Raw genomic sequence first — 23,346 nt, forward strand, 5'->3', positions numbered from 1 at the left:
GGGAGAAGATGGAGTTAGTATACAAAATTTCTTATCATAGAATGCAGGATCATTATTTACCTAAGTTAGTACAGGCAATTAGGCTCGTTAGTGAAGAAGATTTGTGGAAACAAGAGACCGCTGTTAATTCAATTGGTGGAATCGTACTACATATTTGTGAACATTTACAGAGAAATACAAGGCGTTATAAGGATTCCAATATAGTTTTTGAAAATGGAATTGAAGAATATTTTCCAATAAAACATTTAAGCTCCGAAACTTTGTTAAAAACTGTTGAAGAAATATTTGATGAGTGGGGAAAAGTATATATACAAGTATGGGAAGAAAAAAGGCATATTGATCTTCATAGTTTATTACATTTAGTGGAGCATACAAGTTATCATTTAGGGCAAATAGTAGATCGTACAAAGTCAATAAAGGGACAACAATTTAACTTTTGTCAAAATGGTATAAATGAAAAGAATTTGAGAACAAGAGTTGAAACTTCGAAATTTTAGAAAGAGAGTCATTCTTAAACGAATGATTCTCTTTTTTGTAAAAGAAATTTATGGAAAAAAACATTTTTATGTGATATGGTTAATTACATAAGTAATGAACCTATGAACCTAAGGTGGTGAAAGTGTGAAACCTACTCTGGAGCAAAATAAATTAATATACTTACAAATTGCAGAAACGATTGAATCTGATATTTTAAAAGACATATTGCTTGAAGAAGAACAAGTTCCATCGACAAATCAATTTGCGAAGATGTTACAAATAAATCCGGCTACTGCAGCTAAAGGGGTGAATGTATTAGTAGATGAGGGGATTTTATATAAAAAGAGAGGGATCGGAATGTTTGTTGCAAAGGGAGCGAAAGAAGTCGTACTAAAAAAAAGACAAAATACTTTTATGACTGAATATTTACCTAAAGTGTGGGAAGAAGCGAAAGTACTAGAAATATCAAAAAATGAATTGATGGATATGATTCAAAAGATTACGAAGGAGGGGAAAGAGGGATGATTGCACTTGAAACGAAAGATGTAACGAAAAAATATAAAAAGAAAATAGCTGTAAATGAAGTAACGATCTCATTGGAAGAGCATAAAATATATGGTTTGCTTGGAAGGAACGGAGCAGGGAAAACGACACTATTAAATTTACTTGCAGGTCAAATTACTTCAAGTAGTGGAAGCATATCAATATTTGGTGAACATGTTTTTGAGAATAGTAAAGCGATGCAAAATATTTGTTTTGTTAAAGTGAAAGAAGCTGCATATCTAAATAATAAAGTTAAAGAGATTTTTAATTTATGTAACATGTTTTATAAAAACTGGGATCAAAAGTTTGCTGAAGAACTTGCTAGGAAATTTCAACTTAATTTGAAAGAAAAATATCATAAATTATCACACGGAATGCAAACTGTTGTCGGAATCATTCAAGGATTAGCAAGTAGAGCACCTATTACTATTTTTGATGAACCAACTACAGGTTTAGACGCAGCACACCGTGAATTATTTTATAGTCTACTACTAGAAGATTACGGTGAGCATCCACGAACAATTATATTATCAACACATTTAGTAGAAGAAGTAACTCATGTTATTGAAGATGTAATCATCATAAAAGAAGGTGCACTTGTTGTTCAATCATCAGTGGAAGATTTATTACGACAAGGTCATATTATTTCAGGAAAAAAAGATAAAGTGGATGAGTTTTCAATCAATAAAAAAGTAATAAATCGAGAAGTTTATGGAAATAAGAGGATTTCTGTTATATGGGAAGAACTTTCTAATGAAGATTATTACTCTCTTGAAAAAGAAGGGTTATCAATTGATAGAATTACATTACAAAAACTATTTATTCATATAACTGGGGGTGAAATAAAATGACGATGTTAATGAAGCAGTTGAAGTTACATATAAAATATCAGTATAAAGCCATTCTTATCTTTTGGACTGTGGCATTACTTATAAAAGGGACAATGACTGCAACTGATTTAAAGGGAATAAAGGTAGCATTTTTACATGATATTTTCAATAATTCATCAATTGTAATCGTAATGTTTATTGTGATAAGCGTGTTTCTTATTCAACTTGATATTTTTCCTACAGTCGTCTCGTTTGGTGTCACTAGGTTGCAATTTTTGATTGGTTCAATATGTTTTAATTTATTGCAATCAGCATTGTTTTCATGTCTTCAAGCTTTGTTTTTACAGGATACATTTTATAAAACAGAACATGTAAATTTAGGAGCATCTGCAATTGAACAATTCTTTGTACAATTCATATTTTATAGTACATTAGCTTGTTTATTCCAATCAACAACTATTGTTCAGAAAAGATTTAATTGGTTCGGATTGGCCTTTAGTATAATAGTTTTATTCGGATTGGCGAGTACAATGTATGCAGGGATAGGTATAAAAGAGTTGGTGTTTATTAATAGTAAAATGTTACTAGAAATACCTAATTTCATATTAGTTTCAATAGTTCTTATTTGCATATATATTGTAATTAGCGCTCTATTTATTCGTAAGGTTTCGTTTGAAGATACAATTTAAATACAATTATTTTAGGGGAGAAGGAAGAGTGAATGGGAGATACTTCTTCATTAATAACCGTTTTTTTATGCATTGCACTACTAATATTTTGGCGTCGTTATCGCTCCATGTATAAGCCAATAAAGGGATCGGGAAAACGTATTTTATGGCCATTACTATTTTTAACACCAGGTATTGTATGGTTTTTAGGTCCCGTACATCCAGCTGTACTACAAGTGGCTATAGCAGCATTTATTGGGATTCTTTTCTCTGTACCACTTATAGCACTAACAAATTATGAGCGAAGAGATGATGGGAATATTTATACGAAAAAAAGTGCAGCTTTTTTAATTACTTTTATTGCACTTGTCGTTTTAAGATATGGTTCAAGACAATTTATCGTTGATTTAGATCAACAAACGATTGGTTTATTATTTTACGTTGTTGCTGTCTCGTATATTATTCCATGGAGAATTGCTTGTTATATAAAGTTTAGGAAAGTTTGGCGGGAAAATAATAATCATGCTATATGAAAACTTCTCATTTGAGAAGTTTTTTTATTTTTATAGGTAAGCAAAACAAGTTGTTGAAGGGCAGGCTGTCATAGAATATGATACATATTATAATGAGGAAAAGTTGAGGGGATAAAAATGCGTACAATTTTACTTTTTCTAAACAACATGTCCATCGATAAAATAGAGAACATTAGACATAAACATGATCCTTTATTTGGATTAATTCCACCGCATATAACAATCGTATTCCCGTTTAAGAGTAATATTTCAAATGATGAATTAAAATCTCATATTTTTAATGTATCAAAAGGGGGAGGCAAAATTGAAATTGAGTTTGCAAATCGTATCATTAGCGTAGGAAACTATTTGTTTTTAGAAGTTGATAGAGGAAGAAAACAAATAGAAGAACTACATGATAGGCTGTATACAGGACCTTTATTACAATTTTTGAAAGAAGACATTCCGTACATCCCGCATGTAACAGTCGGAAGAAAAGAAAGTGCCAAATTAGCTGCTGAAGTAGTGAAGGAGATTCCTAGTTTTCATGGGAAGTTAAATTGTGTGATTGATAGAATAAGCGTGGAGCGAATTGGAGAGAACGGGGAATCAATTATTGAATTTGAAGTGCCATTTTTAAAAAGCTGACAAAAGTCAGCTTTTTATTTCGTAGCATGAAGTAATGCACCAATTGCACCGCTATTACCACCATCTTGTAAAAAGATTGGTGTTTTATTTTGATATTCGGTGTAGCTACTTATAATATGTTGAAGTTGTACGTTATTACATAAAGTCGAACCAATATAAATAATATGTTTAATGTTTTTTGTTTCAGCGAATTGAAGGCTTAATGCAGTAACGACTTCACCGACAAGTCCTTGTATAGTAGCAAGTATGTCTGAGCTATTATATTTCGATTCTGAAATAGCGGCTTTACCAAAATTGCTAGCAGTTAAGTTATTATCGATAGGGGAAAGAATACCACTATAAATATCTCCAACCGTAATATCTAGTTCTTTTCTAGATCCTACTTTTGTTAGAGGGATTACATCTTCAAAATGATTTGTATTTGTTAACAATTTTGAAAGTCCCATAATAGTCCCACCGCCAACTCCGGTTCCACCAGCGCGAATATATTGTTCATTATAAACATAATGGATAGAAGTACCTGTACCGATATTGGTTAAAATAAAATTGTTTATAGTGTGTTTTTCTTCTTTTAATATGTATTGGACACCTGCAAGAGTAGATTCAAATTCGTTTAGCTCTATTATTTTATATGAACCTGTAAGCAGATGCTGTAATAGTTTCGATTTACCACCCGTAATACATATTTGTTTTATGCCATTGTTGTTTTTAATCCAATCTATTATTTTATGTTGTTCATGTGAATAAAATTTTTCAAAAGTTAATAGCTTTTTTTCGTTAAAATAAGCTATTTTCGTTAATGTGCCTCCAGCATCGATACCGATAGTACGTTCCATTTTCCTGCTCCTAACTACGTAATATGTTTTCCTATTTACTTAATTGGTTGAGAATAGATATTTCCAACTGATATAAGGAACACTTTAATCTGCTTGATATATTAATAGTTTTTCTATAGTTACAATAGGCTGGTCGTTTACAGTTGCAATACCTTTACCAAGAATAAAACCTCGGCGATTGCGCGTTAGCTCATAATGTAAATCAAGTTTATCACCGGGATATGCTTTTCCGTGGAATTCAACTCCATCTAAAGAGGAGAGAAATCCTAGTCCTTCAGAATCACTTGTATGTACAAATGCACTAAGCTGGGCAAGTGATTCTACAATTAACATATGAGGCATATGTTTTTGACTATCATTTATAAACCATTCGTTATTTGTAATGAGTTTATATCCTGTAACGGATTCACCTTGTTTTACATTTGTTACTTTATCAATCATTAAAAATGGATAACGATGGGGAAGCGTGTCTTTAATATGCATATGAAAGTACCTCCAATTAATAATACCCCTGCTAAAGTTAAGCAGGGGAGTGGGAACTAATTTTTAACTAATTCATCTACTTTTTCAAGGACGAAAATGCCGCTATTTCTAATATTTTCAACAACTTGTTGCAATACTTCTTTATTTTGAACGAGTGCAATACGTACGAAGCCTTCTCCATGAGGTCCAAATGCATGACCAGGTGTAACAACGACATTCGCACGATCCATTAATGCATAAGCGAAGTCTAGAGAAGTCCATCCTTGTGGAATTTCAGCCCAGACAAACATACTACCAGCTGGCTTATCGACATTCCAGCCAAATGCTCGGAATCCATCGACTAAAGTATCTCTCCGTTCTTGATAAATATCGCGGTTTTTCTCACAAAATGCAGCGCCATTTCTTAGTGCTACAGATGCCGCTTTTTGAATTGGTAAAAATACACCGTAATCGGTATTAGATTTAAATTGAGTAAGTGCACGAACAATTTCTTCGTTTCCAATCATATATCCAATACGGCTACCTGCTAAACTATAACTTTTTGACAAAGAATTGATTTCTACACCAACTTCTTTAGCACCAGGTACAGAGAGAAAGCTAATTGGCTTATTACCATCGAAATAAAATTCAGCATAAGCAAAATCATGGACAACGATAATATTATGCTTTTTCGCGAATGCGATTACTTCTTTAAAGAAATCTTCATGAGCCATTGCTGGAACGGGATTCCCTGGGAAGTTTAAAATCATCATCTTTGCTTGATCGGCAATTTCTTCAGGGATGACTTCTAAGTCTGGTAAGAAATCATTCTCTTTCTTTAAAGGCATGTAGTAAGATGTTGCACCAGCCATTTGAATACCTGTTTCATAAGCTGTATATCCTGGATCAGGAACTAATATAATATCACCTGGATTTGCATAAACCATAGGTAAATGAACGAGCCCGTCTTGTGAACCCATTAACAATAAAACTTCTTTATCCGCATTTAATAAAACGTTATGAGTGTTGTTGTAATATTCAGTTACAGCTTCGTGAAATTCTTGAATACCTGATAATGTATACCCGTAGCTCTCTTTCTCACTCGCTGTATGTACCATTGTTTCTCTTACAAAATCAGCGGGCGGCATATCAGGATTTCCGATGCTCAAATCAATCATGTTATGACCTGCTGCAATTTTTTCTTTTTTATAGGCTCCTAATTCACTAAATATAGAAGATTGGAATGCTTTCATTCTAGTTGCTAACGTGTAAGTCATCAAAACCCCTCCTAAAACAGTGCTTTCATTCTTCATTTTTAATTATTCTGAAAACACATGTTTATATTTTATCATTTTTTTATGAAAATTAAAACGATTGACAAATTTAGAGGAAGGATTAGCCTATTTTGAAAAGTAACGATGTAAATAGCGTAGATGTGTTAATTGAAATGTCTATTATAGGATTCATTTTATATAACTTAAGATATTTTCTAGTTTTTATTAAGTATATTTCTCATGTTTTGAATGAAAAAGAATACGAAAACAAGGGCTATTTTTGTGGACGATTTCTAAAGTGAAATAACGCAGAAAATATTTTCTGCGTCTCCTCTGAAATGTAATCATTTCTTTTTATATGTGCATAATTTTTCGGCTGTCAAAAAGTATACATTTAATGTACCGTCGGCAACTTTTAAAGTTTGGTCCGATGTAAATGAATTACCATAATCAATGTGATATATATTAGAATTTTTGACAAATGAGCCTTTATATAAATCGTCTTTATTCTTTGTTGTTTGCATTTCTACTAAATTTTGCACAATTTCCTCTTTATTTTCTTTTTTGATAACTGTTTCAAATTTATAATATACAGGGCATTCCCCTTTTTTATTGTCAACGACTTCCCAAGAACCGTATATATCGTTATTGCTGCATCCACTAAGTAGGATGATTAGTATAGGAATTGTAAGTAGAACCTTTTTCATTTTGTGCTCCTTTCTTTTAAATTTTAATAAACGTGCGAATACGATAGGGATATTATAATAAATAAAGTTTAAATTTTTTTAAAGAATTATTTAATTTCATATAAAAATTTAGGAGAAATTAAATAAGCATGAATCTAGTGTAAAGTCAGATTCATGCTAGTACTATAGCCTATGTTATGTCTTTTTTGAGGATAAATAAAGAGGAAAGCAGAATCACTATTCCATTTAATATATATACGCTTGCGGTCATAAAGGCTAACGTACCTGCGCCAAATCCTGCTTTATCGAATATAGAAGCAAATGTTGCGATAGTCAAAAAGATAATGGGAGTCAGTAGTAAAAATATGAAACCTGCCACGATTCTTTTTTTAAAACTATGTCCAGATAAGGAAATGGCTAAAAAGTTTAGGATGCTAAACAGAGCAATTGCAAAGAGCAGGACAATAAATACTTCGATGCCATCAGACATTTTACCACTCCTTTTATAAAGAGTACTTTTTATAATCTATTCGAAATAAAAGGGGGATACTCCTTTAGGTAATTTCAATAAACGTAATAAATAGGCGTATTATAAAACAAAGAAGTATGGATTCAATATTAGACCCATACTTCTTTGTTTATTTTATAAATTTGCAGATTGCGAATGCTGTTTTTCATAATGTTTCTGCTTAGAAAGGGAAATAGAAATAATCAATAATGAAACGACTCCAAAGATGAGAACCATATATTGTAACCCAATTGTATCTAAGAAGAAACCTGTGCCAAGTAAGACGATTTGGAACATAACCCTCTCAAACATATTACGGAATGAGAAGAGGCGACCGTGATAACTTTTTTCCACTTTCGTTTGGAAAATCGTCGACATAATAGGGAAGAAGCAGCCAACACTAAACCCAAACAAACCAAATGATGTAAGAGCCATCCATTTTATATCGCTAAAGAACAATGACAGATGTGCAAAAGCAGTACAAACTGCGAAGAAATATAGTAATTTTTCAGGTTTGAAATGATCAGATAGACGTTTAATTACGAAGGCACCTAACATAAATGCGACACCTTCAATTGTATATATGAACCCTTTAATCGTAGGATCATGTTGCATTTCGCTAATGTTAATAACCATTAAATTAAACCCAGCTATAAATAATAGAGGGATGATACTTAATATAAGTGCTGTAAAAGCAATAGGAATTCCTTTTAAAATACGAAATACTTCCATAAAGCTATTATCTTTTGCAGCTTGTTTACTTGGTGTTGTTGATTTTTTGTCTTCGAATTGTAGGAAGAAAGTCGAGAGGAATAATAAGGCGTATGCTGCCATTGAGAAGGCATACATGTACTGTAAACTCATCACAACTAAAAGAATTCCACCTAGTGAAGTGCCTGCAATACGAGCAATTGTACCAACATTCATATGTACACCGTTCATTTGTAATAACTCATGCTCACGTACGATGAGTGGAATTACAGATTGTAATGCAGGGAAATAAAATGCTGCTGAAATTTGAAGAGCAACCATAAATGCGATCATAAATGCGATACTTTCAAATTGAATAGCAAAAAACATGAAAATAACACTTAAAACTCGACCAAACCCAGCGTAAAGAAGAACTTTTTTCTTTTCATACTGATCGATGACACGGCCAGCCATAGGTCCAACTAGAACACCGGCTAATAGTCCGATAAATAATATAACTGATTTCATGAAATCAGAAGGGACATATTTTTGCATAAATTCAAGGTTGCCAAGAATACCAAGCCATAATCCTAGACCTGCAATAAACTCCCCAATTAGAACAATCCAAACGTTTTTATTACGCCACATAACATAAAACCTCTCCGTCTTTTAAAATGAAAAACTCGTATATAAAACCTCCTTATTTATGCATTATTTTCATACGAACTTTTTTAGAGTCAGAGTCTATATTACGTGTTTCATAATTGGATTTCAATCTTTTTGATTTGTCAAAAATTTGATGTGTTAATTGATGTAATAAGTGAATCAAAACGTAAAAAATTTATGATTAAAGCTAATAGAAAGTAAGGATACATATAAAAAAGCAAGAACGTATAACTACGCCTCGCTTTTCTCAAGTACAAAATTAAATATTAGATTCACTTAGCAACATTTACGCTCTTGTCCAATAGCTAAAGCGCTAAAAGATAGTGGGCCAACAACTTCTGCACTTGCACCACTAGTAAGGTTTTCTACGGTTAATGAATATTCGTGTGTTCCACTGCTAACGTTTTGATCTATAGCTTGAAATGTTTGTACGTAGAATTGTTCAGAACCTGTTGATTCAATACCTACTTGTGTATTGAAAAGTTCAATATTATCACGAAAAATTCGAAATAAAACTTGGGAAATCTCAGTTATACCTTCTACACCAACTGTAGCGATTAATTCTACTCGATTATTTCGTGAATCTCTACTTGAAATTCTCAATTTTAAATTTGCTAAAATTGCTTTATTTGGAGAAGCTGGGATTGCAAAAGTTGTTTCACCAGTTTTACTTATAGGCTGAGTAGCTTGGTAATCAATGATATGAGTCATATTCTTCACCTCCTCATATACTAGAATATGAAAATAGTGAAGAATTAGCTTGGACAAATACTGGATTATTTAATAGAGTCAACAATAATTATTGAAAAGAAGAAATTCACATAAAAGCATTAAGAATATATCACAATAAGATGATATTTTTCTTAATGCTTTTTGTAATTAAGCAGAATATTCTTCTTTACGTACTTCAAAAAATTCATTACGTCGTAAGTAATTATAAATTTTCTCTGAAACCTCTTCTTCTTCAGACACTAAGAAACGATGATCAAAAGCGTAGAAAGATTGACCTTTAATTAATTTTACGTAATACATATTAAATGCCTCCTGACACTAAATTATTACTTGCTTCATATTATGATGGCCTATATGTCTGCTAAAAATACTTGGAGTTTCAAAGGGGATAAGTAAAGGGATAAAAGAGCTTACAATTCTGTAAGGTTTATGTCACCTTTTTCGATAGTTTGTATTTACCAATTTCTTCTATAATGCAAATAGGTTACATAAAATAAGGGGGTAAAAAGATGGATGAAATACTTGGAGAAGTTGTAGCTGGTATTTGTGAATTTGTAGTGGAAGTAACAGCGGATGCTATAGGAAATTTAGTTTCTGGAAATGATGAGGAAAAAGAAACATTATAATAATTTGTAAAAGAATAAAGTTGATCAAATTATAAAGGCTGATTTCTAAAGGGAAATCAGCTTTTTTATTTTTTACATTATATTAACTTAATTTGAATATTCATTTGTTATCATATTTAAGAAGCCTATATAAGGAGGTGAATAAACAAATATGTCGAATTCAGGGCCTGATTTATCTGTTTCTCGTTTGATTGTGGTAAATATAGAAGAAAAAGAATATCATTTTATTGTTCGTGAACATCCGATTGTAGGGAAATTTATATCGCTATTTGAAAATGGGAAAGAATACGGTTTAATAGATAAACAAATCGCTAATAAAGATAAATTTATTACATCGGAGCTTACTAAGTTAGATTATTTTAATATAGATGTTTTATATCTTACACCTGGGTGGATATGGATTGGTATGGATCAATTTGGTTTACATGCTCGTGAGGCTACTTATAACGAAGTAGATGTTATTATGAAGTTGAAAGAGGATTTATATTATATAGATATATACGAAGAAATAAAAATGTAGTAAATATTTATTCAGGTTAGGGGGGAAGTTCCCATAGCCTTTTTTTTGTTTAATAATAAAATGCAAAATTATATTATTTTAATGAAAGGTAAATATGATAAGAAGTGAGATGAAAAGAGGATTTGAAAATACATTAAGAGAATTGTAATAATTATATGAGTCGTATATGTAAATAACAATAGAAAGAAGATGATAATATGAGTAAAGAAGAGCTTGTGAAAAAACAGTTTGGCAGCAATGCAGATAAATATATAAATAGTAAAATACATGCTAAAGGACTGGATTTACAATATGTAGTTCAACAAGTTGAGTCTCGTCATAATAATCGTCTTCTTGATGTTGCTACTGGTGGCGGGCATGTGGCAAATATGTTAGCACCTATGTTTGAAGAAGTAGTTGCACTTGATTTAACAGAACAGATGTTAGAAAAAGCAAAAGTTTTTATAAAGCAGAATGGTCATGAAAATGTATCTTTTGTAGCAGGAAATGCAGAGAATTTACCATTTGCAGACCATTTTTTTGATACAATTACATGCCGGATTGCAGCCCATCATTTTACGAGTCCGGCTCAATTTATTTATGAAGTAAATCGTACGTTGGAGAATAATGGATTATTCATCTTAATAGATAATGTTTCGCCAGAAAATAATGAATATGATACATTTTATAATTTTATAGAAAAAAAGCGTGACCCAAGTCATGAACGAGCTCTAAAAAAGACAGAATGGCTTACTTTATTAGAAAAAAACGGTTTGCAAATGCAGTCATGTCTTACTTTTGATAAGAAGTTTGATTTTGACTGGTGGTGTAATATGATGGATGTCCCTTTACAAAAGCGTGAAAAATTAACAGAATGTATGATGAAAGCACCAAACGAAATGAAGGGATATTTTAATATTCAATTTAAAAATAATAAAGTAGAATCGTTCTATACTGAAATGGCTATGTTTATATGTAAAAAAAGTACAACGTTAAAAAGATAAAGATAAATGTGTTGCAGTCTTTCTGAAGTACGATATACTTAGTACAGAGAAACTGAGAATTGAGGAATAGTTATAATGATTCGTGTACGCATTGAAGGTACTGAGGAAGAAATGCTTGAATTTATGGGGAAAATGCCAGACATTCCTGGATTTGAAAAGACACATATGAGAGAGCCGAGAAAAGGAAATAACCCGAAATACGATTCAAGTAAAAATGTACTTGCATATTTGTCTTATAAAAAGATTGAAGTCGCCAATAAATAGGCGGCTCTTTTAGTTTGCGCTGTTTCACCGCCTTGTCTTTTTCACATAATAATAATAGTAGATTATGCTCAAGAGGGGTGAGAATAGTTAATAAGAAAATTATCTTTTTTGGAGACTTTGGTATTGATGACGCCGTAGCGTTAATTTATGCAAATAAAACATGTAAATTAGATATTTTAGGTATTGTTGCTGAGTATGGGAATGTATCACGAGATATCGTTACGGAAAATGTTTATTTTTTAGAAAGGTATTATGCTACACAAGTGAAAATTATTGAAGGTGCGAGTAGACCGATGACAGCTGAAGAGCCTTTGTTTTTCCCTGAAATCCACGGGGATCACGGTTTAGGTCCTATTATTCCACCTGAGATGAGAATTTGTAAACGAGAAAATTTTTGTGAATTAATCAAATTAATCGAACCTTGTCCAGAAGATATTATAATTGTGGCGACAGGGAGACTAACGACGCTTGCTACGTTATTTTTATTGTATCCAAATATAATGGATCGTATTTGTTCGTATTATATAATGGGCGGCGCTTTCCTATTTCCAGGTAATGTTACACCAGTATCTGAAGCGAATTTTTATGGTGATCCAATTGCAGTAAATATTGTTATGAAATATGCGAAAAACGCTAGCATATACCCGTTAAATGTAACACAGGGCGCGCTTATAACACCTGAAATGGCCAATATAATAGATAAACAAGGAACTGGACAGGCGAAACTCATTAAACCAATGATTGATTTTTATTATGAGAACTTTTATAAAAAAGAATATCCGGGTATTGGTGGGAGTCCTATACACGATTTATTACCGTTTATCTCGTTTATAAATGACAGTATTTTCGAATATAAAAAATCGGCAGTGTGGATTAGTACGACAAATGATGTGACTAGGGGCCAAAGTGTAGCAGACTTTAGAAAAATAGCTGAGCCAACAAGGTTTGATGATCGGCCGATTCAAAGAATTGCTGTTGGTTTTAACTATGCAGCTTTTAAAGAAGAGTTTATGCGAACAATATTGAAGCCAGATTGTCCTTAATGTGTGTAATAACAAGTCGGATAAATCGTTAGTTCAAAAAAAGGTTTAATCTGTGTGTATTATTCTCAAAAATCTTAAAGTTGAACAACATGAATAACTTATGAAAAATGTCACATAACTAATGGTAAGCAATTGTTTCTAATTATATTTTGATTGGTGAAATGTAAAGGAGGTTATTATATGATTTGGTCTTTAATCGTCGGTGGTATATTAGGGTGGCTTGCGAGCTTAATTACTGGAAAGGACGTACCTGGTGGTGTAATAGGTAATATTATTGCTGGTATTATCGGTTCTTGGGTTGGTTCGAAATTACTTGGTAGTTTTGGTCCAGTCATTGGCGGATATGCAATTATTCCAGCTTTAATCGGTGCGATCATTTTAATTTTCATCGTAAGCTTCTTATTACGAGCAATGCGAAAATGAATGTAAGGACTGTTTACATTTGTAAGCAGTCCTTTTTATATGTTATGCTAGTATTATACAATCAGGAGGTGTCAGCATTGAAAACATTCACAGTAAATTTCCATCAAGAAGATAATGCTAAAGCGACAACAGTACATAAATTAAGTGAAGAGGACTTTAACAAAGCAACAGAAAAAGGCACTCGTCATCTATTTGATTTAGATACAAACGTTGGATTCTTCGTATTCTTTGACGCAGAAGATGCAGAAGGAAACGATCAATACTTAATGTTACAATACGAAGGTGATCATGAAGAGCCAACTGCGTGCTACGGATTTGATTTAAAACTATACTATCAATTTTTAGCACTGTACTTAAACGATCTTGAGTTCCAAGGTGAAACAGATGAGGAAGAGGAAGAATACGGTCCAATTCATCATTTAGCGCATTTACTTTATCATATTGTTGAAGATGGTAAATCAATCGAAGTGTAATATACATATTTGAAGCTGCCCTTTTTGGGCAGCTTTTTTATATGACATTGGAATGGTGTACTGTGAGCTAAATAAAGTGAAACTTTAATCAGTGGGGGGTGTTCATCCCCACTGATTATCAGCCCTCACCAATCGGGCTTTTACGGACAGTAGGGCCCCCACCTAACTTCTTTGTTTCCGCTGAATTTTGAGGTGGGGATCTTACTGCCCGGCAAATAGCGGGATAAATTAATAATAGAAATTTATTTATTACTTTCATGTTAGCATCGTAAAACACCTGTTATAATGATTGTAATTAAATTCATGGAGGCTAATTCTATGCTTGTAGATGTAAAAGCTTTTATTAAAGCTGCAGGTTTAACATGTATTTCATTATTAAGTGGAGATAACACGTTTGCTTATAATTTTGAAACTGTAAAAAATACTATCGCTACATTTTTTAAGAAGCTAAGATTTACCGTATAATTTTATTTCAATCAGTAGGAAAAGAGTAATCACTTCCTACTGTTTTTTTTCTGTTTCAAGGAGCTGTTGTGAGAGCATGTTTTAAGTTATAGATAGAGGATATTATCATTGAGAAGAGAAGGTTTAAATAAGGAGATGAAAATGGTTTCGTTTATCAAGAGGTAGTTACTTCGGATATAACAGACTTGGTTACTTTTTAGAAACAGCTTTTGTAATATGTTTTGTACAAGCTTTTGGAGAGAGTGAAGCACTGACTTTTTGGAACAAACATAATTTGAAAAGTAATGTAATGGGTTGGTTAACGAAATGAATAAGATGCAATAGGGGGTAAAAATGATGAAAATATATTTAAAAATAGTTATGTTATTTTTGGTGTTTACATGTATGTTTGCGCTAGTCGCATGTAAAGGGACAGACGAAAAAAAGGAAACAAATCCAACCTCGGAAAATAATAAAAATGAACAAAGTAATTTTTCAGAAGAACAGAAAAATCCTGAAGCAAAACCAAGCAATGAAAAAACAACAAAACCATCGCCTGACCCAGATTCGAAAAATAGAACACTTAATCAAAAATCAATTAACCACGTTAAAGATTTGTTTGAACTCGCAAAAGAAGGAAAAGTACCTAATGTACCATTTGGAGCCCATACAGGGGATATTGAAGAAATTGAAAAAGCGTGGGGGAAAGCAAATAAAACCGAATATGCAGGGAACGGAATGTACGCAACTTTTACAAATAAAAATATTGTTTTCGGATTTAATAAAGGGTCACAAGTTTTTGATGTACGCTCATATCATGCAGAACTAAAATTGATTACATTACAAGAAATTGAAAAAGCATTAGGAAAACCATCTTCAGTTAAAGAGAATGGTGAAGATAAAATATATGTATACAAAGTAAATAACCAGTATGAGCTGAAATTTGTCATTCCAAAATCGACTGGTAAGGTAGATCATATTTCTGTATTTTCACCAGAGGATAGTATTAATAAAATGGCAGGATAAGAAATTAAGTGATTTCAAAAACACCTCACTTTCCTTAAGTGAGGTGTTTTTAGTTGTAAATAAGGAACGTCTCCTGCCATATAAAACATACTTTCATACGCGAAATACTTCACTTTTGTTTTTTAATATTCATCCAATAAGAAATATTGATCTACTGAAAAAGTAGTAACCTATAAATTATGTGTAGGCTGGTTCATGATTTTTTTACGTTCTAAATTTTGAACAAACAGTGCTTGAACAATACCTCCAATTAATAAGAAACTAGCACAAATATAAAACAGCATACTTCCATTTAACTTACTTAATAAAACTGCACCCATAACTGGTCCGCACGTTCGAGATATATCCCAGTGTATACCGTAAATTGAAAAATATAAACCACGTTTATTGTGAGGTGCAATTTCTGAAACGAATCGTAATAAGTGGTTTAGAGCAATACTTTCTCCAATGACTAAAAAGAGTAAGGTGAAGAATAACGACAATATCGTCGTTGAAGAACTAAAGCCAACTGCAGCTATTGTATAGCAGGCGTAAGAAATAAGGATGATTTTCGCCATAGAAAATCGTTCAGACCATTTTACGAGGAAGATTTGTAGTATGATTTCCAAAATGGCTTTGCATGTTGAAATAAATGCGAGTATGAATAAGAGATTAGGAAATACATGTTCTGCAAAAATACGATAATTCGTCTCAGTTTGTGCATAAAAAAAGCTAATAGGAAGTGTAGAAACCATAAGACCGAATATGGCATAATGTTTAAAAATAAATTGCTTTGGTGAACTTGCCTCAACTGTTTGTTTCGACTTACTCATAGGTGGAACGGTTTCTGGGAGCTGGGTCCAAACAACAACGGCATATATCGTAAGGGTTACACTTTGCACGATAAATAAATATTCTGGGTGAGTATTATAAAAACATGCACCGATTAAAGGGCCGATTACGGATCCAATTGCTCCCATCGTTTGTAGGAGAGCAAAAATTTCTGCTTGCTGCTCTTGTTTTGTTAAATCAGCAATTTGTGCACGCTGAGCTGGAATGTATAAGGAACGGCCAATACCATTAATGACATATAACAGTGCAAATATAAAAACAGATTGAGCGAAAACGAAACTGCCGATTGCAACACCTTGTAGTAATAATCCGAGTAACATAATCTTTTTTCGGCCATATTTATCAGTAATTCCTCCAGCAATAAGTGTAAATAAAATGTCTGAAAGTGGCTGTAATCCGAAAATTAGCATAGTTATTATTACATTGCCGTTTAACATTTTATTGACGTAAATAATCATAATGAGAGCTAACATAGATTCAGTCGTTCGGGTTAATAATTCACCACACAATCTAATAAAAATAGGTTTATTGTAACGAAGTAAGAGATAATTCAATATTAATTCCTCCTTTCTATATTGAAATGATAAGATGAAAGGAGAGTTGGAAAAAGGGTAGAGACTATAGGGAGGATTTTTCACCTTTTAGGGGGAGTATGATGTTTATTTTAGATCAATACATTGAACTATGGATTGCTTATGGAAAAGGAAAAAAAGAGGGAGAACGATTGGAAGTAACAGTGCAAAATATATCTGGTACATTATTTTGTACAGAGCGCAATAGTAAATTAATTATAAAAAAATTAGATGAGTTAAATTGGATCAAGTGGTTTCCAGGTCGCGGCAGAGGAAATCGGTCTAAGTTAATATTTCAAAAGCACCCGATGTCTTTAATTTTAGATAGAGGAAAAGAAATAATGAAAAAAGGGGATGTGAAAAGCGGAAGTATATTTGTGGAACGCTATAGCTCACATTTTCCATCAGTAAAGGGAGAATATCATTCCTGGGTGGATTCAATATTTGGTCATAAGGTTGAAATGACATCTGAAGGGAGAAGAGATGTACTCCGGTTGCAAGTACAAATGAATTTAGATATCACATTAGATCCTGTATACGCTACAATGCGCTCAGAATGCCATATGGTAAAACATATATTCGACACACTCGTGTATGTAGACGGTAATACAAACATTATAGAGCCAAGACTTGCATTTCACTGGGAATATAATGACGCTGAAAAAATATGGACGTTTTACTTACGAAAAGGAGTTCACTTTCATAATGGAAAACAACTTACTGCACATGATGTTATATACTCGTTGAATAGATTTATAAAGCTGGAAAATAATGCACACGCATGGATGTTACAACACGTTGAAAGTATCCGTTCAGTGGATGACTACGTTTTCGAAATTCAATTACATACAGAAAATCGAATGTTTTTACATATGCTAAGTGCAGAACAGTGTTCTATCGTGAATGAAGATGAAGCAGGAGGGCTAATTGGAACCGGGCCTTTTCAATTATATAAAAGTAATGAAAATCTGTTCATTTTAGAAGGACATCCTTTATATTTTCGTGAAAGACCTTTTTTAGATCGTGTTGAGTTGTGGAATGTAGAACAAGGTGTAGGTACATACGATGTTTTAGTAAAGGCGCAGTATAAAGATAAAGAAAAACATAATAAAGAATTGTCTCGGCTTGAGTCGAACGTGACATATATAACATGTAATCTTACGAAAGAAGGACCAATGCAAGATGAGTTATTTCGGAAAGCGTTATATAACATCATTCATGGTTATACAATCGTTCAAGAACTCGGCAGAGAACGTGGAGAAGTGGCAAAAAAACTAATATTAGCAGGTGAAAGCATTGTAGAGATTGAGGAAGATGTAGAAAGTTTAATTAAAAGGAGTACTTATCATAATGAAGTGCTACAACTCTACACATTTACAGGACGAGATCATGTTGAAGATGCACAGTGGATACAAAAAGAGTGTGCGAAATATGGGATTCGTGTAGAAAATAATTTTCTTGATATAGAAGAGCTATTGGAAGTAAGTACGATACAAAAGGCCGATATGATGCATGATAGTGCCACAATCAGTGAACGAATAGAAGATAGTCTATTATATATGTTTCTTACAAAAAATAGTTTTATTCATGGACAAAGCAGCATGGACTTTCATGAAAAGTTGTCTCCTTATTTTAGACAAGAAGAATTAGAGAAAAGAGTTGCACTGTTACGCGATATCGAGGATACTTTGTTACGTCAAATTCATATTATTCCTTTATATCGTAATAAACAAGAGGTAAGTACACATGAAAAAGTTCAAAATATAATGATTAATTCACAAGGTTGGATTGATTTTTATAATATTTGGTTTAAGTCTTGATATATAAGGGCTTTTGCACATTTTCATAAGGTGTGTAAGAGCCTTTTTTGTATGTAGGAATAGGTTTGTTTTACACATTGTTACGCTACTTGTGATAAAAGTCTATTTACAGCGTAACAGTGTTATGTTACATTGTTATCAGGAAGGAGTGTTATAGAGTTGAGTACAGATTTAATTTCAAAAAAAGATTTATTAGAACTAACTGGTATTTCATACGGACAGTTATATAGGTGGAAAAGAAAAAATTTAATTCCGGAAGATTGGTTTGTACGAAAATCAACGTTTACAGGTCAAGAGACATTTTTTCCGAAAGAAAAGATATTAGAGCGTATCGATAAAATCCAAACGATGAAAGAGGATTTATCACTTGATGAACTAGCGAACATGTTTTCGCCGAGTGTGAGAGAAATTCTTTTAACAAAGGAAGACATTTTATGCAAGGGGATTGCATCAGAACCAGTTTTACAATTTTTCATAGAACAAACGAATAAAAGAGCAGAGTTTCAATTTGTAGATATTCTTTATGTGTACATGTTAGAAGAATTACTGCAATCAGGAGAGATTAGTTTAGAAGAAGGAAAAATGGTCTTGCAAGTTTTACGTGAAAATTATGAAGCAATTAAACATAAAACTTGTGACTTAATTATTGTCCGAAAGTTAGGGATTTCTACATGTTTATTAGTCTCAAACGTGGACGATTTAATTTTTGAAAAAGGCACCAAAATCGTTTTACGCGAAGCGATTATGAAATATACCGAAGCATTAAAAACTAAATTGTTGTAGTGGAGGAGAAAGTATGCGTACAGATAATTTGATTATAAATGGTTACGGTTCATCGAATGGTGGCGAGTTTCATAAAGTGCAATTAAACGGAAAAGGAACTGTGAATGGAAATGTTGAATGTGAGCAATTTGAATGTAACGGTTACGGTGCAGTTACTGGCGATTTGAAAAGTAGCAGTGCACGAATTAGCGGATCTGGTAAAGTTGATGGCACAGTTCAAGCTGAAACGATGCGAATTGATGGAAAAGCAACAATTACGCAAAATGTAAAAGCAAACAGTTTGAAAATTGCAGGAAAAGGTACGATAGGTGGAAATGTCACTGGTGAAGAATTTAAAGTCAATGGTCAAGCTACAATTGACGGTAATTGTGAAGTGGATACTTTTTCTTCAGAAGGACAATTTACAATCGGTGGTTTATTAAGCGCAGATGAAATTAATATAAATATTCACGGTACATGTCGAGCGAAAGAAATTGGTGGTCAAACGATTAAAGTAAGACATAGATCAGGTACATTTAGTAGACTATTTAAAACAGTGTTTGGCTTGCAGTTAGAAGCTGAACTATTAGAAGGTGACAATATCGATATTGATTATGCTCACATAAGAACGGTAAGAGGAAACAATGTTACAGTAGGAGCAAACTGTGAGATTGAACTGATTGAATATACCGGTGTTCTTACTGTTGATAAAAATGCAAATGTAAAAGAAATTAAGCAGGTTTAACGGAAGGGAGAAATCAGTATGGAACATCCACATAGTCTCACAGTAAATGGTTCTGGTAATTCAGCAGGCGGAGATTATAATAAAGTGAAGATTCGCGGTGAAGGAACAATTACGAATGATATGAGTTGCAATGAGTTTAAAACGTACGGAACGAGTGATGTACGCGGTAATGTGAAAGTGAAAAACTATGTCGTGTATGGAGATAACGAAGTACAAGGAAATGTAGATGCGGAATATGTAAAAGTATATGGTAATACACAAATTCATGGTGATGCTCATATTGAAAAAACAAAAGTTAGAGGTATGATAGATATTGAAGGAAAGTTTTCAGGTGATTTCGTAGATGTAAAAGGTGCTTTAAATGTAAAGGGAGATATTGAAGTAGAAGATTTATCATTAACTGGTGGTCTTGAAAGTGATGGATTACTTAATGCTGAAAATATTCAAATCTCACTTCGTTATGAAGGCAGTAAGGTAAGAGAAATTGGTGGTAAAAAAATTACCGTTCGTAAAAAAGCGAGATTTATTCCTTTTACTAGTCATGCTGGAAACCTCCAAACTTCAATTGTTGAAGGAGATGATATCTATTTAGAACATACGATTGCTGAAGTTGTAAGAGGCAACAACGTCACAATTGGTCCTGGATGTGAAATTAGTGTTGTAGAATATCATACTAGTTTTAATCAAAAAGGTAATGCAGTCGTAAAAGAACATAAACAAATATAAGTAGTATGAGGGAGAGCAAGAGATATGGTTGAGAAGAATAATAAGCTCGGCTTTGTTGTGGCGGGCTTATTGCTAGGTATTTTAATGGCATCGATGGATAATACCATTGTCGTAACGGCGATGGGAACAATCGTTGGTGACTTAGGAGGCCTCGAAAACTTTGTATGGGTCGTTTCTGCCTATATGGTCGCAGAAATGGCAGGCATGCCTATTTTCGGTAAGCTATCAGATATGTATGGTAGAAAGAGATTCTTTATTTTCGGTTTAATTGTCTTTATGATTGGTTCGGCACTTTGTGGTACTGCTGAAAATATTACACAGTTAGGTATTTATCGTGCCATTCAAGGTATTGGCGGCGGGGCATTAGTGCCGATCGCGTTTACTATCGTTTTTGATATTTTTCCACCTGAAAAACGCGGGAAAATGGGTGGTTTATTCGGAGCTGTATTTGGATTATCTAGTATTTTCGGGCCATTACTTGGCGCATATATTACCGATTATATTAGCTGGCACTGGGTATTTTATATTAACTTACCACTTGGCATTTTAGCACTTATTTTTATTACATTCTTTTATAAAGAATCACGCGTTCATAGAAAGCAAAAGATTGATTGGTTTGGCGCAATTACTTTAGTTGGTGCAGTAGTTTCTTTAATGTTTGCGCTTGAACTAGGCGGACAAAAATATGATTGGGATTCTAGCTTTATTTTAAGTTTATTTGGTGGATTCGCTATTTTAATCATCGCATTCATTTTTATTGAACGAAAAGTAGAAGAACCAATTATTTCATTTGAGATGTTTAAGCAGCGCTTATTCGGAATGAGTACAATTATTGCATTATGTTACGGTGCTGCATTTATGTCAGCAACTGTTTACATTCCGTTATTCATTCAAGGTGTATACGGCGGGACTGCAACAAACTCAGGATTATTACTTTTACCTATGATGCTAGGATCAGTCGTAACAGCGCAGTTAGGTGGATTTTTAACGACTAAGCTGAGCTACCGAAACATTATGATTATTTCTGCTGTTATTATGTTAATCGGATTATTCTTATTAAGTACATTAACGCCAGAAACAAGTCGTGCATTATTAACGGTTTATATGATTATTATCGGATTTGGAGTAGGTTTCTCATTCTCTGTACTAAGTATGGCTTCAATTCATAACTTCGGTATGGAACAGCGTGGATCTGCGACTTCAACGAGTAACTTCATTCGTTCATTAGGAATGACACTAGGTATTACAATCTTCGGAATGATCCAAAGAACAGGTTTCCAAGATCAATTAGAAGAAGCATTTAAAGGGATGAGCGGGGGAATGAATACAAAATTAGGGGATTCAAGAGCCATTTTATCAGAATCGGCAAGATCTCAAATCCCTCCGCAAATATTAGATAAGATTATTGACGCTCTTTCTAGTTCAATTGTTCAAACATTCATGTGGGCATTGGTACCAGCTGGATTAGCATTCATATTCATTTTCTTTATGGGAAATGAGCGTATGGTAATTAAGAAAGAACAAATGAATAAAAAGAGTGAAACATCAAAAGCGTAATGAAAAATCTCCTTTCCAATTGGAAAGGAGATTTTTCGTATGTACGGTGTTAGATTAGCCTTCGATAATTTCGTATTCTTCGTCTGCAAGTAATAAAATTTGCGTTTTCTTGCCTTTGTTTTGAACTTCGATTACATCGTATGCGCCTAAGTCTCTTACTTTGCTTTGAGAAGCGTTAACCATAACTTCAATAGAATCAATTAAGATATCTTCTTCAATATATGATTCAGGCAATGCCATATCTTCAGTATCTAATACACACGCATATAGATTTTGTAAATTTTCAGTAGTTGGGTTTTGTTCCTCAACATCAATGATATTTTTTACTGCATCCATATTTTCTTCTTTTGCTTGGTACACTTTAATTTTAGCCATAATTTTAATCTCCTTTATAACGTAATCGTAGAGGCTACACCTCATTATAACGTTTTTTTTATGAAAGATGAAATTGTTATATGTATTTATAGTAAAAATTATGTGTCCTTACTCAAAATTGGTGTGATTTCCATATAAATGTACGAGTAGGTAACGATAATGTTACGTTAAAGTTATATTGTCCAAGCTTTTCTTATTTTCTTCCTATATATATGTAGTAGCAATTCTATATAGAGAAGGGATGGAGTGTAAGTGGGTTGTGAACCGAGAGTTTCTAGAGATTTTGTTCAAGTACCTGAACTGGTAGGTTTTCGATTACTTTTATCACATCCAGCTGGAGACCCTTTAAACTACGGATTATTATTTATTAATTTTCCTGATACGATTTTTATTTTTATATTGGCATCAAGCGGATACCTTGCCATTTCGAACTGTTTAAAAATAGAGGGCGGAACTGGTGATGCCGAAATAGAAGAGATGAAAAAATGATAGAGGATGACGATAATACGTACAAGTCAGTTGTTAAATTGACTAAAGTATATAAGAACGGTGAGACGGAATCTTTTATTTATAAAAATGAGTTATAATACATGTATTTAAATGAACCCTCAAACTATTGTTGAG

Annotated in this window: 29 protein-coding genes and 2 pseudogenes; 21 read left to right on the top strand and 10 right to left on the bottom strand. The window is 32.9% G+C overall.

Annotated elements, in window-relative coordinates; translation table 11 throughout:
* The first annotated feature begins 8 nt into the window (after nucleotides 1-8).
* From ACXKY9_RS13525 to ACXKY9_RS13550, 6 genes are all read left to right on the top strand, one after another.
* A complete protein-coding gene (locus tag ACXKY9_RS13525; protein WP_000424639.1) occupies nucleotides 9-497 on the top strand; it encodes a hypothetical protein in 489 nt (162 codons plus the stop codon).
* A 124-nt stretch (nucleotides 498-621) separates the two neighbouring features.
* Nucleotides 622-1,002: a GntR family transcriptional regulator gene (locus tag ACXKY9_RS13530; protein WP_000805199.1), complete on the top strand. Its 381-nt coding sequence runs from the start codon at nucleotides 622-624 to the stop codon at nucleotides 1,000-1,002.
* Nucleotides 999-1,871: an ATP-binding cassette domain-containing protein gene (locus tag ACXKY9_RS13535; RefSeq protein ID WP_000560916.1), complete on the top strand. Its 873-nt coding sequence runs from the start codon at nucleotides 999-1,001 to the stop codon at nucleotides 1,869-1,871. Before ACXKY9_RS13530 ends, ACXKY9_RS13535 begins: the two co-directional genes overlap by 4 nt.
* Nucleotides 1,868-2,539, top strand: a complete 672-nt coding sequence (locus ACXKY9_RS13540) for a DUF4052 family protein (RefSeq protein WP_000178179.1) — start codon at nucleotides 1,868-1,870, stop codon at nucleotides 2,537-2,539. The genes ACXKY9_RS13535 and ACXKY9_RS13540 overlap by 4 nt, the downstream gene beginning before the upstream one ends.
* Nucleotides 2,540-2,571: 32 nt before the next feature.
* Entirely contained in the window at nucleotides 2,572-3,051 is a 480-nt protein-coding gene (locus ACXKY9_RS13545) for a CcdC family protein (protein ID WP_000502975.1), read from the top strand.
* A 117-nt stretch (nucleotides 3,052-3,168) separates the two neighbouring features.
* Nucleotides 3,169-3,678, top strand: a complete 510-nt coding sequence (locus ACXKY9_RS13550) for a 2'-5' RNA ligase family protein (protein WP_001259203.1) — start codon at nucleotides 3,169-3,171, stop codon at nucleotides 3,676-3,678.
* Between the two features lie 14 nt (nucleotides 3,679-3,692).
* Here ACXKY9_RS13550 and coaW read toward each other — a convergent pair whose 3' ends face one another.
* The 8 genes from coaW to ACXKY9_RS13590 all read right to left on the bottom strand — a co-directional run bounded on the left by coaW (nucleotide 3,693) and on the right by ACXKY9_RS13590 (nucleotide 9,832).
* Nucleotides 3,693-4,514, bottom strand: a complete 822-nt coding sequence (coaW, locus tag ACXKY9_RS13555; RefSeq protein ID WP_000442495.1) for a type II pantothenate kinase — start codon at nucleotides 4,512-4,514, stop codon at nucleotides 3,693-3,695.
* A gap of 84 nt (nucleotides 4,515-4,598) precedes the next feature.
* Nucleotides 4,599-4,997: a 3-hydroxyacyl-ACP dehydratase FabZ family protein gene (locus ACXKY9_RS13560; protein ID WP_000547659.1), complete on the bottom strand. Its 399-nt coding sequence runs from the start codon at nucleotides 4,995-4,997 to the stop codon at nucleotides 4,599-4,601.
* Nucleotides 4,998-5,053: 56 nt separating this feature from the next.
* Nucleotides 5,054-6,253: an LL-diaminopimelate aminotransferase gene (locus tag ACXKY9_RS13565; RefSeq protein WP_000222699.1), complete on the bottom strand. Its 1,200-nt coding sequence runs from the start codon at nucleotides 6,251-6,253 to the stop codon at nucleotides 5,054-5,056.
* A gap of 341 nt (nucleotides 6,254-6,594) precedes the next feature.
* Nucleotides 6,595-6,957, bottom strand: coding sequence for a hypothetical protein (locus ACXKY9_RS13570; RefSeq protein WP_000757016.1), 363 nt, complete (start codon nucleotides 6,955-6,957; stop codon nucleotides 6,595-6,597).
* Between the two features lie 169 nt (nucleotides 6,958-7,126).
* The gene (locus ACXKY9_RS13575; RefSeq protein WP_001279464.1) at nucleotides 7,127-7,426 is read right to left on the bottom strand and encodes a hypothetical protein; all 300 of its coding nucleotides are present in this window, start codon (nucleotides 7,424-7,426) and stop codon (nucleotides 7,127-7,129) included.
* A gap of 153 nt (nucleotides 7,427-7,579) precedes the next feature.
* Nucleotides 7,580-8,782 carry an MFS transporter gene (locus tag ACXKY9_RS13580; RefSeq protein ID WP_000269261.1) on the bottom strand — a complete coding sequence of 401 codons (1,203 nt, stop codon included), beginning with the start codon at nucleotides 8,780-8,782 and terminating at the stop codon, nucleotides 7,580-7,582.
* A 294-nt stretch (nucleotides 8,783-9,076) separates the two neighbouring features.
* Nucleotides 9,077-9,511, bottom strand: coding sequence for an exosporium protein ExsC (exsC, locus tag ACXKY9_RS13585; protein ID WP_000148800.1), 435 nt, complete (start codon nucleotides 9,509-9,511; stop codon nucleotides 9,077-9,079).
* Between the two features lie 168 nt (nucleotides 9,512-9,679).
* On the bottom strand, nucleotides 9,680-9,832 hold the full coding sequence (locus ACXKY9_RS13590) for a YqbF domain-containing protein (RefSeq protein ID WP_000291905.1): 153 nt from the start codon (nucleotides 9,830-9,832) through the stop codon (nucleotides 9,680-9,682).
* A gap of 477 nt (nucleotides 9,833-10,309) precedes the next feature.
* Here ACXKY9_RS13590 and ACXKY9_RS13595 point away from each other — a divergent pair, with 477 nt between their 5' ends.
* The 9 genes and pseudogenes from ACXKY9_RS13595 to ACXKY9_RS13635 all read left to right on the top strand — a co-directional run bounded on the left by ACXKY9_RS13595 (nucleotide 10,310) and on the right by ACXKY9_RS13635 (nucleotide 15,334).
* Nucleotides 10,310-10,678, top strand: coding sequence for a hypothetical protein (locus ACXKY9_RS13595; protein ID WP_000071478.1), 369 nt, complete (start codon nucleotides 10,310-10,312; stop codon nucleotides 10,676-10,678).
* 197 nt (nucleotides 10,679-10,875) lie between these two features.
* Entirely contained in the window at nucleotides 10,876-11,661 is a 786-nt protein-coding gene (locus ACXKY9_RS13600; protein WP_000031298.1) for a class I SAM-dependent methyltransferase, read from the top strand.
* A 75-nt stretch (nucleotides 11,662-11,736) separates the two neighbouring features.
* Entirely contained in the window at nucleotides 11,737-11,925 is a 189-nt protein-coding gene (locus ACXKY9_RS13605) for a DUF3970 family protein (protein ID WP_000621885.1), read from the top strand.
* A gap of 77 nt (nucleotides 11,926-12,002) precedes the next feature.
* Complete coding sequence (locus tag ACXKY9_RS13610) at nucleotides 12,003-12,968, top strand: nucleoside hydrolase (protein ID WP_001223686.1); 966 nt, start codon at nucleotides 12,003-12,005, stop codon at nucleotides 12,966-12,968.
* A 180-nt stretch (nucleotides 12,969-13,148) separates the two neighbouring features.
* Nucleotides 13,149-13,391, top strand: coding sequence for a GlsB/YeaQ/YmgE family stress response membrane protein (locus ACXKY9_RS13615; RefSeq protein ID WP_000638306.1), 243 nt, complete (start codon nucleotides 13,149-13,151; stop codon nucleotides 13,389-13,391).
* A gap of 77 nt (nucleotides 13,392-13,468) precedes the next feature.
* Nucleotides 13,469-13,864: a hypothetical protein gene (locus ACXKY9_RS13620; protein WP_000847587.1), complete on the top strand. Its 396-nt coding sequence runs from the start codon at nucleotides 13,469-13,471 to the stop codon at nucleotides 13,862-13,864.
* Between the two features lie 318 nt (nucleotides 13,865-14,182).
* On the top strand, nucleotides 14,183-14,329 hold the full coding sequence (locus ACXKY9_RS13625) for a hypothetical protein (RefSeq protein ID WP_000959545.1): 147 nt from the start codon (nucleotides 14,183-14,185) through the stop codon (nucleotides 14,327-14,329).
* Between the two features lie 139 nt (nucleotides 14,330-14,468).
* Nucleotides 14,469-14,639: pseudogene (locus ACXKY9_RS13630) on the top strand (aminopeptidase); the annotation flags it as partial.
* Nucleotides 14,640-14,662: 23 nt separating this feature from the next.
* Complete coding sequence (locus ACXKY9_RS13635) at nucleotides 14,663-15,334, top strand: YjgB family protein (protein WP_002098287.1); 672 nt, start codon at nucleotides 14,663-14,665, stop codon at nucleotides 15,332-15,334.
* Between the two features lie 170 nt (nucleotides 15,335-15,504).
* On the opposite strand, the gene ACXKY9_RS13640 is transcribed toward ACXKY9_RS13635, so the two are convergent.
* The gene (locus ACXKY9_RS13640; protein ID WP_001108456.1) at nucleotides 15,505-16,719 is read right to left on the bottom strand and encodes an MDR family MFS transporter; all 1,215 of its coding nucleotides are present in this window, start codon (nucleotides 16,717-16,719) and stop codon (nucleotides 15,505-15,507) included.
* Between the two features lie 101 nt (nucleotides 16,720-16,820).
* Between ACXKY9_RS13640 and ACXKY9_RS13645 the strand changes: the two genes are divergently transcribed.
* The 5 genes from ACXKY9_RS13645 (at nucleotide 16,821) to ACXKY9_RS13665 (ending at nucleotide 22,347) form a co-directional block, all read left to right on the top strand.
* Entirely contained in the window at nucleotides 16,821-18,557 is a 1,737-nt protein-coding gene (locus tag ACXKY9_RS13645; RefSeq protein WP_000470206.1) for an ABC transporter substrate-binding protein, read from the top strand.
* A gap of 159 nt (nucleotides 18,558-18,716) precedes the next feature.
* On the top strand, nucleotides 18,717-19,340 hold the full coding sequence (locus ACXKY9_RS13650) for a YhbD family protein (protein WP_000102238.1): 624 nt from the start codon (nucleotides 18,717-18,719) through the stop codon (nucleotides 19,338-19,340).
* A 13-nt stretch (nucleotides 19,341-19,353) separates the two neighbouring features.
* On the top strand, nucleotides 19,354-20,064 hold the full coding sequence (locus ACXKY9_RS13655) for a bactofilin family protein (protein ID WP_001258385.1): 711 nt from the start codon (nucleotides 19,354-19,356) through the stop codon (nucleotides 20,062-20,064).
* A gap of 18 nt (nucleotides 20,065-20,082) precedes the next feature.
* Nucleotides 20,083-20,790 carry a polymer-forming cytoskeletal protein gene (locus tag ACXKY9_RS13660; RefSeq protein WP_000400908.1) on the top strand — a complete coding sequence of 236 codons (708 nt, stop codon included), beginning with the start codon at nucleotides 20,083-20,085 and terminating at the stop codon, nucleotides 20,788-20,790.
* A gap of 24 nt (nucleotides 20,791-20,814) precedes the next feature.
* A complete protein-coding gene (locus ACXKY9_RS13665) occupies nucleotides 20,815-22,347 on the top strand; it encodes an MDR family MFS transporter (RefSeq protein ID WP_000229618.1) in 1,533 nt (510 codons plus the stop codon).
* A 54-nt stretch (nucleotides 22,348-22,401) separates the two neighbouring features.
* Here ACXKY9_RS13665 and ACXKY9_RS13670 read toward each other — a convergent pair whose 3' ends face one another.
* A complete protein-coding gene (locus ACXKY9_RS13670; RefSeq protein ID WP_001062731.1) occupies nucleotides 22,402-22,722 on the bottom strand; it encodes a hypothetical protein in 321 nt (106 codons plus the stop codon).
* A gap of 261 nt (nucleotides 22,723-22,983) precedes the next feature.
* Here ACXKY9_RS13670 and ACXKY9_RS13675 point away from each other — a divergent pair.
* Nucleotides 22,984-23,309: pseudogene (locus ACXKY9_RS13675) on the top strand (BC_2878 family exosporium-associated protein); the annotation flags it as partial.
* Between the last annotated feature and the right edge of the window lie 37 nt (nucleotides 23,310-23,346).

It is taken from the genome of Bacillus sp. 2175 (assembly GCF_057812155.1).